The sequence below is a fragment of the Knoellia terrae genome, from assembly GCF_048606435.1.
Classification (GTDB): Bacteria; Actinomycetota; Actinomycetes; order Actinomycetales; family Dermatophilaceae; genus Knoellia; species Knoellia terrae.
Genome location: NZ_JBMBWH010000006.1, coordinates 190804 through 205097 on the forward strand (window position 1 = coordinate 190804; position 14294 = coordinate 205097).

Here is a 14294-nt window from a genome sequence, read left to right on the forward strand (position 1 = left end):
TCAGCTCCTTCGAGGGTTCACGGTTCGGACGATGCCGGCGCCGGCGCCGAGCGCCGCTCCGGCGAGGGTGGCTCCGCGCATCCAGTGTCGACCCCACCGGCCGTGCACGGCCTCACCCTCGGTGACGGGGGACAGGACGTTGCCCGGGGAGTTCTCGACCTCCTCCCGGGAGAGCCCACCGACGCGCATGAGCGGGGTGACGATCGCGTCGAAGACCGCGGGAACTGCGCGGAAGCCCGTGACGACGAGGTGGTTCGCCAGGCCGACCGACACCTCGCGCTGCGGGCGGTCGAGGGCGCGCACGACCGCCCGGGCGACCTTCTCCGGGGGGTCGACCGGCGGCGGCGGTCGACCGTGCCGCTCGAGGTAGGTCCCGGCCTGGAGGTAGACGGGCGTGTCCACGCCACCGGGCCAGACGAGGCTGATGTCGATGCCGGGAGTGCTGCGCGCCTCGATCTGGAGGGTGCGGACGAGTCCATGCACGCCCCACTTCGCCGTGACGTAGGAGCTCATGAACGGAGTGCTGATCTTGCCCAGCAGCGACCCGATGACGACGAGGCTGCCCCCGCCGGAGGTGGCGAACGACTGCAGCGACTCGCGCGCGACGTTGGCGGTGCCGGTGAGGGTCGTGTGGATGGCGGCGTCGAAGACCTCGGCGGGGACGTCCTCGAAGCGCCCGTAGGCGAGGACAGCCGCGGAGTGCACGACCCCGTCGAGCGGCCCGAACTCCTCTTCCGCGTCCCGGAACGCCGCCGCGAGAGACTCGGGTTCGCCCACGTCGGCGACCGTGACGAGGGTGCGAGCCCCCAGCGCCTCGCACTCCTCGCTCACGGCGTCGAGCGTCTCGCGCGAACGGGCGAGGAGGACGAGGTCGGCGCCCTCTTCGGCGAGCTGGAGTGCGGTTGCCCGCCCGATGCCGCTCGAGGCTCCGGTGATGAGCACGGTCCTGCCTGGGCTGGTCATCGCCCCATTCTGCGTGCTGGCCCGGCGCAAATGGACCTTGGCCCCACGCCGGTCGGAGACCGTGGGCCCCGGTCAGGCCAGCTGCGCGCGGTAGTGCCCGGTCATCGCGGGGAAGTACGCGTCGAAGTCGATGGCGCCGAGGTCCCCGCCGGCCTCCGCGGCGACGAGCCGGTCGAGGTAGTAGTCCCATCCCGGCCCGACGCTCTCCGCGAGGGTCACGTCGACGACCTCCTGGGCGAAGGTGAGCGTCGTGACGCCGCCGGACTCGACCAGGTCCACCTGCCAGACCCACAGCAGGCCCTGGTCGTCCGGTCGCGCCGACCGCATCCGCAGCCGGGTCGGCTCCTCGCACTCGTCGACGTGGACCGTCTCCTCGGGCACGTCCCCCTCGGCGGTCATGCGGAACTGGACCGACCCGGACGCGGGGTCACCGGTCCACGTGCCGATCCAGCGCTCGAGTCGCTCCGGTGCGGTCACCGCCGCCCAGACGTCCTCGACCGGGGCGCGGAACGTGCGCTCGAAGACGAGGTATGCCGTCCCGTCGCGGTCCTCGCGACGTCCCGTCGGTCGGGGGGTGCTGGATGTCGACGTCATGCGGTCTCCTCGGTCGGGGCGGTCGGTTGGTCAAGCATCGACCTATAGGTCACGAACTGCGCCCTGGGTGGCCCGGGCGGCGGTGACAGCTTTCGACCTATTGGTCACGAACTGCGCCCTGGGTGGCCCGGTCGGCGGTGGCCGGTCAGTTCCCGCGAAGCGACCTGAGCACCCGCGGCAGGTGCGCGGCCAGCTCGCTCGCGAGGTAGCCGACGCGCCCGTGCGTCATGACGAGGTCGTCACCGGCGGCGGCGTGGACGTGCTTGCCCCAGACGAGCGCCTGCACCGGTGTGGCGCCCCGGCTCAGCAGGCCCAGCGTCGCCCCGGCGACCACGTCACCGCTGCCCGACGTGCCCAGACCCGTGTCGCCGGTCGTGATCTGCCAGATCCGGCGCTCGGAGACCACCCAGGTGCCGCAGCCGACGACGGCGCCGTACTGGCGCGAGACCTGGAGCGCCCCCTCGACGACGTCCTCGTCGGCGACCTCGTCCTGCCCCAGCAGGCGGGCCAGCTCGCCGGAGTTGGGGGTGAGCACGAGCCGGTCACGCAGGCCTCCGCTCGTCGCCTTGTCCACCTGCGGCAGGACGGTGACGCCGTAGGCGTCGAGGACGACCGGCGTGCCCCGGGGAAGCTCTGCGACGAGCTCGGTGAGGAGCCGGGCAGATCCCTCGGCGCCGTCGAGCCCGGGCCCGACGAGGAGCGCGTCGGTCCGGTCGAGCTCCTTGGCCAGCTCGGACCCGGCTCCCACCCCGGTCACCGAGCCGTGCTCGTCCTCGGCCAGACCGGTGGCGCCGCACTCCGGGAGGGCGACGGCGACGTGCTGCGCGACGCTCTCGGCGACCGCGACGCTGAGGCGCCCCGCTCCCATCCGCAGGGCCGACCGGCCGGCGAGGAGCACCCCACCGGGCGTGCGCCGGGCCCCCCCGACGACGAGGGCCTGCCCTCGGCTGTACTTCGAACCGCTCGGCTCGGGCAGCGGCCACTGGTCGAGGACGTGTGGCGTGACGAGGCGGGGCGCGCGCCGGGTCCCGCCCCGTGCCCCCTCGGGGACCTCAGCCACGGCCGTCGCCGACCTCGTCGGTGGCGCCCGGTTGCGCCGTCACCTCGACGCCGAGGTCACGCAGGTGCGTGTCGATGTTGTAGTCCGTGACGACCCAGCCGGTGGGCGACTCCTCGTCGCGCTCGAGCCGGCAGATGGCGGCGTTCTTGAGGCCGTCGGTCCGCGCCCGGGACAGCACCGCCTCCTCGTCGAGGCCTTCGGCGACATAGGTGAACAGCATGATGACGACGTCGTGGGCGGTCACGAGCACCCGGTCGTGGCGCTCGGCGTGCGCCATGTCGGTGAGGACCCCCCGCACCCGCTGTGCGACGTCGGCCCACGACTCGCCGCCCGGCGGGCGGTAGTAGAACTTCCCGAGCCACTGCCGGCGCTCCGCCTCCTCGGGGTGCGAGGTCCTGATCCCGGCCCCGGTCAGCATGTCGGTGATCCCCATGTCACGGTCGCGCAGCCGCTCGTCCACCCGGAACGCCAGCTCGGTCCGCGCGACCTCCAGGGCCACCTCGGCCGTCTGCCGCGCCCGGCGGTAGGGGCTGGTCCAGACGACCTGTGGGCGCTCGTCCTCGGGGAGCGCCTCGAGCCAGCGGCCGACCGCGCCGGCCTGCTCCCGGCCGAGCTCGGACAGCGTGATGTCGGGGTCGCGCGCCGGCACCGCGATCCGCTCGAGCCGCTCGCGCTCGGCGGACTCGGCGGCGACGTTGCCCTCGGACTGGCCGTGACGGACGAGGATCAGGCTGCGCGCGGGCATGCCCCGAGGCTATGTGAGCGGGGGCGGGTCATGGCCCGGAAGCAGCGGCACACCTCGCCGCGGTCACTAGGCTCGGGCCATGCTCCCGCTCGCGTACGTCCTCGCCGGCCTCGCCGCGCTGGTCCACGTCTACATCTTCCGGCTGGAGTCGCTCGCCTGGACCGATGTCCGCACCCGTGCCGTCTTCGGGACGACGGCCGAGACGGCGGAGACCACCCGGCCGTTGGCCTACAACCAGGGCTTCTACAACCTGTTCCTCGCGCTCGTCACGGTCATCGGCATCGTCGGGTCGGCGACCGAATCCGAGGACGTGGGGGCGGCCCTGATGTATGCCGGGTGCGGCTCGATGGTCGCCGCGGCGCTCGTGCTCGCCACGAGCGACCGCTCGAAGCTGCGGCCGGCGCTCATCCAGGGTGTCGCCCCGGCACTCGCGGTGATCACCCTGCTCCTCGCTGGGACGGGGGAGTAGCCGTGCCGGTCACCTTCCACGCGTCGGAGCACCTCGACCCCACCGTCCCGCCCTCGGGTGAGGGCTGCGCCACCTGCACCACGGCACAGGGCTGGTGGGTCCACCTTCGCCGCTGCACCACCTGCGGCACGGTCGGCTGCTGCGACAGCTCGCCGGGCCAGCACGCGACTGCCCACTTCCGCGAGACCGGCCACCCGATCGTCGCGAGCTACGAGCCGGACGAGGCCTGGTTCTGGAACTACGCCACCAGGGAGATGGGACGGGGCCCGACGCTTGCCGAGCCCCGGTCGCGCCCGGTCGACCAGCCCGTCCCCGGGCCGCAGGGGCGCGTCCCGCACGACTGGCGCGACCGAATCCACCCGTGAGCGGACGGCATACGCATGTCTGACACCACGACGCTGGGGCAGCACCGCTACGTCCAGCTGACCACCTTCCGCCGCACCGGAGCCCCGGTGCCGAGCCCCGTGTGGATCGCACCGGACGGCGACGACCTGCTCGTGGTCACCGTGGACCGGACCGGGAAGACGAAACGGCTGGCCCACACCGCCCGGGTCGAGCTCCGCCCGTGCGACGTGCGCGGGAACGTCCCTGACGGGGCTCCCACGTATGCCGCGACGGCGACCGTGCACCGGGACCGCGAGGCGGTCGCCCGGGTCAAGCGAGCCCTCGGAGCGAAGTACGGCTGGTGGTACCGCGTGCTGACCGTCGTCGAACCGGTGCTCGACCGGCTGCCCGGTCGCCAGCCCCGCGCGGCGATCGTCGTCAGGGACGTCGCCCTTCTCGAGCCGTGAGCTCCTTCTCGATCGACCGTCCGAAACCGGTGCCCATCGCGGCGAGCACGCCGTGCATCGCTACCTGCACCGCCGGCCGGGCCAGGCGCGGGAAGGGCAGGTCGACCGTCACGGTGAGGTCGATGCGGAGACCGGTCTCAGCGCCGCCCTCGGTCTCGTCGAGGTCGTAGCGACCGTCCGTGCCGGCCCGCTCGTCACCACGAGGGGCGTGGCGGAAGGCGATGCGCCTCGGCTCCTCGTAGGACATCTCCTCCGTGAAGGCGAGCTCGAACGACCTCCCGAGCACCGGGATGCGGGTGAGCTGCCAGCGCCAGGTGCTCCCGTCCTGCGTGATCGACGCGACCATCGGCGTCAGCCGGGCGACCGTCGCGGGGTCGGTGAGAACCTCCCACACCAGCTCACGCGGGTGCGCGACGGTCGCGTCCGAGGTCTTGCTCGCGGAGAAGGTTGCCATGGCGCCCATCATGTCGCCACGGGCGCGGTGTCGTCAGTCGAGCAGGCTGCGGGCGTGCGCGATGGCGGCGGCCTCGGTGCGGGAGGCGGCGCCCAGCTTGGCGAGGATCCGCGAGACGTGGACGCTGGCGGTCTTGGTCGAGATGAAGAGCTGGCTGCCGATCTGCCCGTTGCTCAGGCCACGCGCGACGAGCTCGAGCACCTCGCGCTCGCGGGCGGTGAGGCCGTCCGCCTCCGCCCCGGCGGTCCGTGCTGACGCCGCTCCGACGAGGTCGTCGACCTCGCGCAGGAGGGGGGCCGCCCCGAGCCGCACCGCCACCTCGCGCGCCGCCGCCGCCTCCTCACCGGCTCGGGCGCCGTCACCGGCAGCGCGCAGGGCGGCGGCGAGCCGCACCCGGGAGCGCGCGGTCTCGTAGGGGTGCCCGTAGCGCTCGAAGGCCTCCACCGAGGCCACCCACGCCTCCACGAGGGACTCGATCGTCGGGTTGGTGGAGCGCGGGTCGCGCCACTGCAGCCGGAGCAGCTCGGCCCGTAGCCGCCGGTCCCACGCCCAGGTCTCGGTGTTGCTTCGAGCGAGGCCCGAGTCCTCGACGGGACCCACCGGGTCGCGCACCTCGCCCTGCGGACTCCCGACGATCGCGTCGGCCCGCTCGGTCAGCGACTCGAGCTGGGCGAGCGCCCGGCGGCGCAACGCCTCGTCCAGGCGGGGAGCCGCGCTCGCGACGTGCCCGGCGAGCAGCGCGGCGAGACGGACGACTGCGTGGAAGCGCCCCCAGGTGCGCTCGAGCTGCGCGACCGCGTCCTGGGCGATGTCGAGGGCGCGGGGGAGCTCCCCCCGCTGGCCGTAGCCGTCGACGGCCGGCATGACGAGCTGGACGACGCCGAAGCCGTCGGCTGGCCACCACTCCCGCACCGCCGCGATCTCGTCCTCGGGCAGCGGCTCGCCCCGGCCGGTGCGCACGGTCATCAGCGCGCTGTCGAAGAAGGATCGTCCCGGCTGGGGCAGGAGCGGGTCGTCCACCGCCAGCCGACGCTGCGCACCGTCCCAGTCCCCGATCTCGTATGCCGTGAGCCCGCCCAGGAGCCGCGACTCCAGCCCGAACGGGGCCCAGTCGAGATGGAGGCGGCGCGCCATCGCGGCGCCGCGGTCGTAGGACTCGAGCGCCCGGTGGAGGTCGCCGCGCCGATGGTGCATCGTCGCGGCCTGGTGGTGGATGCGGATGAGGAGGGGGTCGGGCCGGTTCCCGAGGTCGGCGAGCAGCCGGTCGATGTGCTGCTCGAGAGCGTCGAGGTCGTCGTGGACCTCGATGACGCGCGACATCACCGTGCGGATCTCGTGGTGCGCCGCGGAGAGTCCGAGACGCTCGGCGAGGTCGCTCGCGTCCTCCCCGAGGGCCGCGGCCTCCGCCCAGCGCCGGCTGTCGACGAGCTGCTGCGTGTGCGCGGTGAGGACGAGGAGCCGATCGGGGCCCTCCTCGTCGGTCACCAGCGACATGGCCTCACCGGTCATGGTGATCCCCGCGTCGGGCTCGAGCAGGTCGGTGAGGCGGGTGCGGTTCGCGCAGGTGGCGAGCAGCCGGGCACGCACCGCCGGCGGCTGCTCCGGGCCGGGGTGCTGGATCCGGTCGAGCAGCAGCTGGACCGAGCGGACCACGTCGCCGGCGTCGAGGGCGGCGTCCGACGCCTCCAGGCTGACCTCGTCGCGCTCCGGTGCCGACTCGTCCATCCACGACAGCGCCAGCTCCAGGTGCTCGAGCGCACCGGACGGCCCGCCGACCGCGAGGTCGGCGCGGGCGGCGTCGCGGGAGGCGCGGACCGCGGTCGCGAGGTCACCGGCGGCAGCGGCGTGCCGGGCCAGCTCGGACGCAGGGCCGAGCGTGGGATCGGCGGCCAGCGCACCGGCATACGCGCGGTGGAGACGGAGGCGCTCACCCGGCAGGAGGTCGTCGGTGGCGGTCTCACCCAGCAGGGCGTGCCGGAAGGCGTAGGCGGGCGGCCAGCGCGCCTCGACGACGTGGTGCTCGACCGCATCGGCGAGCGCGGCCTCCAGCTCCTCCTCGGCGAGGCCGGTGACGCGCAGGAGCAGGTGGTGGCCCACGGTGCGCCCGGCGAGAGCCATGGTCCGGACCACCTGCTGGGCGGGCGGCGTCAGCTGCTCGATGCGCGCGCCGAGTACCCGGCCCAGGCCGCCGGCGACCCGGCGACCGGAGACCGCGCCGGCCGCCAGCTCCTCGGCGAAGAACGGGTTGCCCTCGGCCCGGCGGGCGATCTCGGCGGCCGCCCGCTCGTCGAGCCGTCCCCCGGCGTCGCGGGTGACGAGGTCGCGGATCGCGGTGTCGGCGAGGGGGCGCAGGTCCAGCTGCTCGACACCGGCGATCCGCGCCCACACGGCGAGGGTCTCGTGCAGCGGGTGCCGTCGGTGCAGGTCGTCCGAGCGGTAGGTGACGACGAGGGCCACGGGGGTGGAGAACCCCCGGGTGAGCAGGAGGGTGAGCAGGTCGCGGGACGAGTGGTCGGCCCAGTGGGCGTCCTCGACGAGCACGAGGAGCGGGGCGCGCTTCCCGACGGCGGTGAGCAGCGCGTGCACGCCCTCGGCCACGCTGCCGGGGGACTGGGGCGAGGCCGGCTCCGCCAGGCCTCCGGGGAGCAGGACACCGAGGGCCGGCCGGGTGGCGACCTGCTCGGTGACCACGTCGGCGGCGACCTGCTGGAGCCGGGTGACGATCTCGGTGAAGGGGAGGTGGGCGACCCCGCGACCGCCCTGGCCGACGCAGTGGCCCCAGGCGACGGCCCATCCCGACGCCTCGGCGTCGCGGGCCACCCGGGCGAGCAGGCTCGACTTGCCGATGCCGGCGTCGCCGGACACGACGACACCGACCCCGTGCGGGTCGTCGAGCCCGAGGATCCCGGTGACCCGCGCGAGGTCGGCGTCGCGGCCGACGAGCTCGCGCACGGTGGGAGTCATGCTGGCGATTATCGACGACTCCCGGCGCTGCGCGAGGCTTCGTGGTGACGGTGCCCGCACGCCCACGTCACCGGGCCGAGCGGGCTGCCTGGACGCGGGCCCGCACCCGGCGGATGACGTGCAGCGACGAGCCGGGGCGCTCGTGCGTCTCGGGGAGGAGCCCGTAGCGGGCGTGGATCTCGGCCCTGACGAGCTCCGGGGTGATGAAGGCGTTTATGACGGGTCCTTTCGTGACCGGTTCTGCTGACTCCTCCACCGTCGTCGGGTGAGGTAGCGGGCCACATCGGGCGTATGCCGTATCTCTGCGGTGGCTGCCACCTCAGGGGCCGGTGCCCGCTACCTCAGACGGGCGATGTGCCCTTCCGTTGCCCTCGGTACCGATGAGTAGCCATCTCGTTGCGAAGTGGGGAGATGCGGGGGCACTCGCGTGGAAGTCCTGTGGAACAGGCCTCCGTAGCGTTTTCCCCATCAACCCCCACTCATCGGGAACACCCCGATGGACTCGATCCAGGAGTACGACATGAGCGTCAGCCGCACCAAGAAGATCCTCGTCCCGCTCGCCACGCTGACCGTCGCCGGCGCCATCGCCGTCGGCTCGGGTGCGACCTTCACCTCCACCACCGGCAACACGATCAGCTCGGTCACCGCCGGTTCGCTGACGCACACGAACTCCAAGAGCAACGCCGCGATCTTCAACCTCACGAACATCAAGCCGGGCGACACCGTCATCGGCTCCGTCACCCTCACCAACACCGGCACGCTCCCGGCCAACTTCAGCCTCACCGAGACCCTGTCGAGCAACGCGTTCAGCGACAAGGTCGCGGGTGACAACTACCTCAAGCTGGCCATCCACAACGTCACGGCCAACACCCCCGTCTACTCCGGCAACTTCGGCGGCATCATCGACGGCAGCGCGACCACCCTCGGCGAGTTCGCCCCCGGCGCCGTCAACACCTTCCGCTTCACCGTCACGCTGGACGCGGACGCCCCGAACAGCGAGCAGGGCAAGGTCGCCAACGCCACCTACCGCTGGGACTCGGTCCAGGGCGCGGCGACGGTCACCGACCAGTCCTGACGCCTGAGCACGACGATCGACATCCGGGTTGAGGCAGGGCGTCCCGCGGGGCGCCCTGCCACCGGCCCAGCCGCACCACCCGCCCGACCCGCACCCGCTCGCCCCGCCCGACCCTCCCCGCACGCCCCACCGAAGGAGCCCGAGATGCACCGCTTCGTCCAGGTCGCCCGCCGCTCCCTGCGCGTGCTCGGCTCCCTCGCCCTCCTGGTCGTCACCCTCGGCGGTGCGGCCTACATCGTCCCCGGCCTGCTCGGCTACGAGCGCTACGTCATCACCGGCGGCTCCATGTCCGGCGCGATCGAGCGCGGCTCGGTCGCCTTCGAGAAGCGCATCCCCGTCCAGGACCTCGCCGTGGGTGACGTCATCACCTACCTGCCCCCGCCCGACAGTGGCGTCTCGGACCTCGTGACGCACCGCATCACGAAGGTCGAGCCCGGCCAGGCCGGCTCCACCGTGTTCAGCACCCAGGGTGACGCCAACCCCGACCCCGACCCGTGGACCTTCGCCCTGACCGAGGGGACCCAGCCGGTCGTGGCCCACACCGTCCCCCTGGTCGGCTACGTCTTCGTGGCCCTGGCGGACCCGCAGGTGCGCATGGCCGTCATCGGCGGTCCGGCCGCGGTCATCGCCCTGCTCGCCCTGCGCGACCTCGTCGGAGCCGTGCGCCCGGACCGGACCCGCCCTCACGTGCCCACCCGCTCCGGGGCTGGTCTCCCCGTCTGAGCCAAGCCCCAGGCGTTCCCCGCCGCAGTAGCAAACCGGGGAACTCCTGGGGCATTTCTGTGGAGGAGCAGTGGAGCCCTTCTCACTAGCGTTGACCCCAACGCGACAGCTGCTGCCGTCCACCCACCCACCACCCAGGCCCACGAGAAGGAGGACCCCGTGACGCGACGTCCGCGCCTCCTGCAGCTCCTCCTCCTCGCCGCGCTCGCCGGTGTGCTCACGATCGCGTTCCCGGTCTTCTCGTCCGCGAGCTTCACCGCCCAGACGCAGGCCAGCGCCACCGTGCGGGCCGCTGCCGACTGGACGCCTCCGAGCGTCTCGGTCGTGAGCCCCGGCACCGCCGTCAAGGGCACGGTGACGGTGTCGATGACCGCGGCCGACGGCGAGACCGGGATCGCCTCGGTCACCCTGGAGGTGTTCGCTCCCGGGGCCTCCGACTGGGCGACGATCTGCACCGACACCGTGGCGCCGTACTCCTGCTCCTGGAGCACCTCTGCCGCCGGCGTGGTCGACGGGCAGTACTCGCTCCGCGCCCGCGCCACCGACAACGCCGGCTACGAGAGCGTCTCCGACGTCGTGCGCACCACCGTCGCCAACAACGTCCTCGTCGTCCTCGCCTCACCCGGTGACGTCGTCCGCGGCACCGTGGCGCTGGCCACCTCGGTCTACAACGCGCCCGTCACCAACACGGTGAGGGTCGAGTACGCCCCCACGGGCACGACGCGCTGGACCTCGATCTGCACCAACCTCACCAGCCCCTACGCCTGCAGCTGGAACACCACGGGCCTGGCTTCCGGCGACTACGACCTCCGCTCGGTCCTCACGTCCGGCAACCTCACCGCCACCTCGGCCCTCGTCGAGGCCGTCACGGTCGACAACACGGCACCGAGCGTCACCATGGTCGACCCCGGCACGCCCCTGAGCGGCACCCGCACCTTCACCGCCACGGCCGCCGACGCCGACTCGGGAGTCGCCCAGGTCGTCATCCAGCACCTGCGCAGCGGCACCTCGACCTGGCAGGACCTGTGCACCATCTCCACCGAGCCGTGGAGCTGCCGCGTCGCCACCTCGCCCCTCCTCGACGGGACCTACTCCTTCCGCGCCGTCGCCACCGACGTCGCCGGCAACCAGGCCACCTCGACGGCCGTGACCAACCGCGTCGTCGACAACACGATCTCCTCGATCACGGTCGACGTCCCCCCCACCCTCAACGGCACGGTGTCCGTCACCGCAGCGGCCAGCTCGTCCGCCGGTGTCGCCTCCGTCCGCATCCAGGTCGCCCCGACCGGGACGAGCACCTGGACCGACCTCTGCACCGACACGACGTCGCCCTACGCCTGCACGTGGGACACGACCACCGTGGTCGACGGCCTCTACGACGTCAGGGGGATCCTGCTGGACGGCAAGGGTCAGACACTGACCTCCGCCGTCGTCAGCGCACAGCTCGTCGACAACGCGCCCCTGCGCGGCGCCGACGTGCAGAGCGCCAACGGTGGGGCGTCGATCGGCCGCGCCGACACCGGTGACACGCTCACCTACACCTGGACGACCCAGGTCGACCTCACCAAGGTCAGCTCCTCGTGGAACGGTGCAGCGAAGGCCGTCACCGTCCGCCTGCGCGACGGCGCGGTGCTGGGCAGGACGGCGACCGACGACACCGTCGACGTCCTGTCGGGCACCACCCCGGTCACCCTCGGATCCGTCAACCTCCGGCGCGACTACGTCAAGACCGGCAAGACGGCGACGTTCAACGCGACCATGACCGCCGGCACGGTCACGACGAGCACCGGTGTCGTCCGGACCACGGTCACGCTGCGGCTCGGGACGATCGCCACCGGCAACAACACGCTGAAGACCACGAGCACCAACGGCGCGATGATCTGGACCCCGTCAGCCACCGTGACCGACCTCCAGGGCCGCCCCTGCTCGACCACCCCGGTCACCGAGACCGGCACCTCCGACAGGGACCTCTGATGCCCCGCCGGCTGACCCGGTCGTCGCGGTGGGCCGCGGTCGCCGCGATGGTCCTCGCCCTGGTGCTGGTGGAGCGAGCCGTCAACGCCGCCGCCACCAGCACGATGGTGTTGCTGGGGGTGGTCGCCCTCCTCGCCCTGCTCGGGGGCATCAAGATGTGGCTGCACAACTGCTTCGAGTCGCACCTCGTCGTCGTGCTCGTCGTCGCGGCGACGAGCATCGGCACCCTGTTGAGCCTCACGCTCGGCATGCCGGGCAACGACCCCACGGAGCTGTCCGCGACCCACGTCGTCACCCTCCTTCTGTCGGTGGCCATCGGGCTGCTGCTCGTGATCGACGCGCGTGAGCGACGCGCTGACGGCTGACGGGGGCGGAGCCGTATGCTCTCGCCCCATGGCCGTACGGGTACTGGTCGTCGAGGACGACGACAAGATCGCCGCGCCGCTGGTGCGGACCCTCGAGCGCGAGGGCTACGAGGTCGAGCGGCTCGCCGAGGGGCTGCCGGCTCTGCCCCGCCTCGCGTCCGGGGAGATCGACCTGCTCCTCCTCGACCTCGGCCTGCCCGACGTCGACGGGCTGGACGTCTGCCGCCTGGCGCGTGAGGGCGGGTTCCCCGGCGGCATCATCATCCTCACGGCGCGTGACGGTGAGCTCGACCTCGTCGTGGGCCTCGACGTGGGCGCCGACGACTACCTGTCGAAGCCGTTCGGTCTCTCCGTCCTGCTCGCCCGGGTCCGTGCCCTCGTGCGGCGGGGCACGGGAGCCGTCGCGGTCGAGCCCGTCGTCGAGGCGGCCGCCACACCCCACGGCAACGGCCTGCGGGTCGACCTCAACGCCCGGCGGATCTGGGTGGGTGACGCCGAGCTCGTCGCGACGTCAAAGGAGTTCGACGTGCTCGCCCTCCTCGACGTGAGCCGTGGAGCCGTGGTCAGCCGCGAGAAGCTCATCAGCGAGGTGTGGGACGAGAACTGGTACGGCTCGACCAAGACGCTCGACGCCACCATCGGACGGCTCCGTCAGAAGCTCGACGAGGCCCGGGCCCCCGCCCAGGTGACCACGGTGCGCGGAGTGGGTTTCCGGCTCGAGGACGCTGCCGGTGCGTGAGCGGCTCGTCGCAGCGCTCGTCGGCATGACCATCGCGATGATCGTCCTCTACGGCGTGCCCCGGGCGTACCTGCTGGCCGACCTCGTGACGACGCAGGAGAACCGCAAGGTCGAGAGGTCCGCGGACCTGGTGACCGTCGTGATCGCCGAGCGCACCACGGCTGCCTCACCGGTGACCTCGGAGTTCCTCGAGGGCCTGCTGGACGAGGGCGAGGGCATCGAGTACGTCGCCCCCGACGACACCGTGGTGCGGGCCGGAGAGCAGTCCCGCGGCTCCTCGGACGACATCGTGCAGACGCGACGGCTCGAGGGTGGGGGCTCGCTCACCATGACCCGCTCGGGCGCCCTCGTCGACTCTCGGGTCTCGGCGGCGCTGCTGCCGCTCATCCTCATCGGCCTCGGGCTCGTGGCACTCGCCGCCGTCCTGGGCTTCCTGCTCGCCAAGCGGCTCGCGCGGCCCTTCGGGGAGCTCGCGGACGCCGCCGACCACCTCGGGGAGGCCCGGTTCGACGTCGCTCTGCCGCACTACTCGATCCCCGAGGCCGAGGCCATCGGCGCGGCGCTGCGCCGTGCGTCGACCCAGCTCGACTCGCTCGTCGAGCGCGAGCGCGAGTTCGCCGCCAACGTCTCCCACCAGCTGCGCACCCCCGTCACTGCCCTGCGACTGACCCTCGAGGACCTGTCGATGTGGCCGGAGACGCCGCCGACGGTCGCGGCGGAGCTGACCGACACGATGTCGGAGCTGGACCGGCTCAGCAGCGCCATCACCGAGATCCTCGACCTCTCACGCGGCCGCCGCCTCGGTGACGCCGTCGACGTCGACCTGTCGGACCTGGTGGCGGAGGCCATCGCCCGGTGGAGGCCGAAGTTCGTCGCCGCAGGCCGCGAGCTGGTCCATGAGCCCAGCGACCCGGTCAACGCCCACGTCGTGCCGGGGCCGGTCGCCCAGGTCCTCGACGTCCTCCTCGAGAACGCCTGCGCTCACGGGCAGGGTCAGGTCGTGGTCGGCGCCAGGGACCTCGGCAAGTTCCTCCACCTCGGCGTCGCCGACGAGGGCGAGCGGGGCGTGGGCACGGAGGTGTTCCAGCGGGGAACCAGCTCACGCGACAGCGAGGGCCACGGGCTAGGGCTCACCATCGGGTCACAGCTGGCGACCTCTGTCGGCGGCTACCTCACCCTCGCCGACGCCCCCACGACGACCTTCGTGCTCGTGCTGCCGGCCAAGGCCGACGCCCTGATCCGCACCGCCATCTGAGCCGGCCGCGCTCCCGTCGCTGAAGGTCACCGGCGCCGTGACCAATCCGTGACCCCCGTGGCCACGAATCCCTTCGCGCAGGTCCCGGGCCGACATCTCGGTCTGACCCCACGAAGGAGCAGC

Annotated in this window: 16 protein-coding genes; 9 read left to right on the forward strand and 7 right to left on the reverse strand. The window is 72.8% G+C overall.

All coding sequences use genetic code 11. The features are described from left to right. The 4 genes from ACOJV9_RS10435 to ACOJV9_RS10450 form a co-directional block, all read right to left on the reverse strand. Complete coding sequence (locus tag ACOJV9_RS10435; protein WP_420185140.1) at nt 1–963, reverse strand: SDR family NAD(P)-dependent oxidoreductase; 963 nt, start codon at nt 961–963, stop codon at nt 1–3. 72 nt (nt 964–1035) lie between these two features. Next, complete coding sequence (locus ACOJV9_RS10440; RefSeq protein ID WP_420185141.1) at nt 1036–1557, reverse strand: SRPBCC family protein; 522 nt, start codon at nt 1555–1557, stop codon at nt 1036–1038. A gap of 145 nt (nt 1558–1702) precedes the next feature. Next, a complete protein-coding gene (locus ACOJV9_RS10445; protein WP_420185142.1) occupies nt 1703–2617 on the reverse strand; it encodes an NAD(P)H-hydrate dehydratase in 915 nt (304 codons plus the stop codon). After that, nucleotides 2610–3362: a histidine phosphatase family protein gene (locus ACOJV9_RS10450; RefSeq protein WP_420185143.1), complete on the reverse strand. Its 753-nt coding sequence runs from the start codon at nt 3360–3362 to the stop codon at nt 2610–2612. Before ACOJV9_RS10450 ends, ACOJV9_RS10445 begins: the two co-directional genes overlap by 8 nt. Before the next feature lie 79 nt (nt 3363–3441). Here ACOJV9_RS10450 and ACOJV9_RS10455 point away from each other — a divergent pair, with 79 nt between their 5' ends. From ACOJV9_RS10455 to ACOJV9_RS10465, 3 genes are read left to right on the forward strand one after another with little or no spacing between them, the layout of a single operon-like run. Continuing rightward, the gene (locus ACOJV9_RS10455) at nt 3442–3831 is read left to right on the forward strand and encodes a DUF1304 domain-containing protein (protein ID WP_420185144.1); all 390 of its coding nucleotides are present in this window, start codon (nt 3442–3444) and stop codon (nt 3829–3831) included. Between the two features lie 2 nt (nt 3832–3833). Beyond that, nucleotides 3834–4196, forward strand: coding sequence for a UBP-type zinc finger domain-containing protein (locus ACOJV9_RS10460; RefSeq protein ID WP_420185145.1), 363 nt, complete (start codon nt 3834–3836; stop codon nt 4194–4196). Nucleotides 4197–4211: 15 nt separating this feature from the next. Then, entirely contained in the window at nt 4212–4622 is a 411-nt protein-coding gene (locus tag ACOJV9_RS10465) for a PPOX class F420-dependent oxidoreductase (RefSeq protein ID WP_420185146.1), read from the forward strand. On the opposite strand, the gene ACOJV9_RS10470 is transcribed toward ACOJV9_RS10465, so the two are convergent. The 3 genes from ACOJV9_RS10470 to ACOJV9_RS10480 all read right to left on the reverse strand — a co-directional run bounded on the left by ACOJV9_RS10470 (nt 4594) and on the right by ACOJV9_RS10480 (nt 8296). After that, entirely contained in the window at nt 4594–5076 is a 483-nt protein-coding gene (locus ACOJV9_RS10470; protein WP_420185147.1) for an SRPBCC family protein, read from the reverse strand. The two genes, ACOJV9_RS10465 and ACOJV9_RS10470, sit on opposite strands and share 29 nt — an antisense overlap. Before the next feature lie 33 nt (nt 5077–5109). Further along, a complete protein-coding gene (locus tag ACOJV9_RS10475; protein ID WP_420185148.1) occupies nt 5110–8040 on the reverse strand; it encodes a helix-turn-helix transcriptional regulator in 2931 nt (976 codons plus the stop codon). 67 nt (nt 8041–8107) lie between these two features. Beyond that, nucleotides 8108–8296 carry a hypothetical protein gene (locus tag ACOJV9_RS10480; protein WP_420185149.1) on the reverse strand — a complete coding sequence of 63 codons (189 nt, stop codon included), beginning with the start codon at nt 8294–8296 and terminating at the stop codon, nt 8108–8110. 240 nt (nt 8297–8536) lie between these two features. Between ACOJV9_RS10480 and ACOJV9_RS10485 the strand changes: the two genes are divergently transcribed. From ACOJV9_RS10485 to ACOJV9_RS10510, 6 genes are all read left to right on the forward strand, one after another. After that, nucleotides 8537–9115, forward strand: coding sequence for a TasA family protein (locus ACOJV9_RS10485; RefSeq protein ID WP_420185150.1), 579 nt, complete (start codon nt 8537–8539; stop codon nt 9113–9115). 144 nt (nt 9116–9259) lie between these two features. Continuing rightward, entirely contained in the window at nt 9260–9838 is a 579-nt protein-coding gene (locus ACOJV9_RS10490; RefSeq protein WP_420185151.1) for a signal peptidase I, read from the forward strand. A 159-nt stretch (nt 9839–9997) separates the two neighbouring features. Further along, entirely contained in the window at nt 9998–11812 is a 1815-nt protein-coding gene (locus tag ACOJV9_RS10495; RefSeq protein ID WP_420185152.1) for an Ig-like domain-containing protein, read from the forward strand. Next, nucleotides 11812–12177, forward strand: a complete 366-nt coding sequence (locus tag ACOJV9_RS10500) for a hypothetical protein (protein ID WP_420185153.1) — start codon at nt 11812–11814, stop codon at nt 12175–12177. The genes ACOJV9_RS10495 and ACOJV9_RS10500 overlap by 1 nt, the downstream gene beginning before the upstream one ends. 28 nt (nt 12178–12205) lie before the next feature. Beyond that, on the forward strand, nt 12206–12916 hold the full coding sequence (locus ACOJV9_RS10505) for a response regulator transcription factor (RefSeq protein ID WP_420185154.1): 711 nt from the start codon (nt 12206–12208) through the stop codon (nt 12914–12916). Next, nucleotides 12909–14171 (forward strand): HAMP domain-containing sensor histidine kinase, encoded by a 1263-nt coding sequence (locus ACOJV9_RS10510; RefSeq protein ID WP_420185155.1) that lies wholly within the window; start codon nt 12909–12911, stop codon nt 14169–14171. Before ACOJV9_RS10505 ends, ACOJV9_RS10510 begins: the two co-directional genes overlap by 8 nt. The last annotated feature ends 123 nt before the right edge of the window (nt 14172–14294 follow it).

Bases quoted from the DNA above. Each gene is read 5' to 3' on its own strand.
- ACOJV9_RS10470 (WP_420185147.1), bottom strand. From the start codon at position 5,076: ATGGCAACCTTCTCCGCGAGCAAGACCTCGGACGCGACCGTCGCGCAC.
- ACOJV9_RS10440 (WP_420185141.1), bottom strand. From the start codon at position 1,557: ATGACGTCGACATCCAGCACCCCCCGACCGACGGGACGTCGCGAGGAC.
- ACOJV9_RS10435 (WP_420185140.1), bottom strand. From the start codon at position 963: ATGACCAGCCCAGGCAGGACCGTGCTCATCACCGGAGCCTCGAGCGGC.
- ACOJV9_RS10505 (WP_420185154.1), top strand. From the start codon at position 12,206: ATGGCCGTACGGGTACTGGTCGTCGAGGACGACGACAAGATCGCCGCG.
- ACOJV9_RS10450 (WP_420185143.1), bottom strand. From the start codon at position 3,362: ATGCCCGCGCGCAGCCTGATCCTCGTCCGTCACGGCCAGTCCGAGGGC.
- ACOJV9_RS10485 (WP_420185150.1), top strand. From the start codon at position 8,537: ATGGACTCGATCCAGGAGTACGACATGAGCGTCAGCCGCACCAAGAAG.
- ACOJV9_RS10475 (WP_420185148.1), bottom strand. From the start codon at position 8,040: ATGACTCCCACCGTGCGCGAGCTCGTCGGCCGCGACGCCGACCTCGCG.
- ACOJV9_RS10500 (WP_420185153.1), top strand. From the start codon at position 11,812: ATGCCCCGCCGGCTGACCCGGTCGTCGCGGTGGGCCGCGGTCGCCGCG.
- ACOJV9_RS10455 (WP_420185144.1), top strand. From the start codon at position 3,442: ATGCTCCCGCTCGCGTACGTCCTCGCCGGCCTCGCCGCGCTGGTCCAC.
- ACOJV9_RS10490 (WP_420185151.1), top strand. From the start codon at position 9,260: ATGCACCGCTTCGTCCAGGTCGCCCGCCGCTCCCTGCGCGTGCTCGGC.
- ACOJV9_RS10465 (WP_420185146.1), top strand. From the start codon at position 4,212: ATGTCTGACACCACGACGCTGGGGCAGCACCGCTACGTCCAGCTGACC.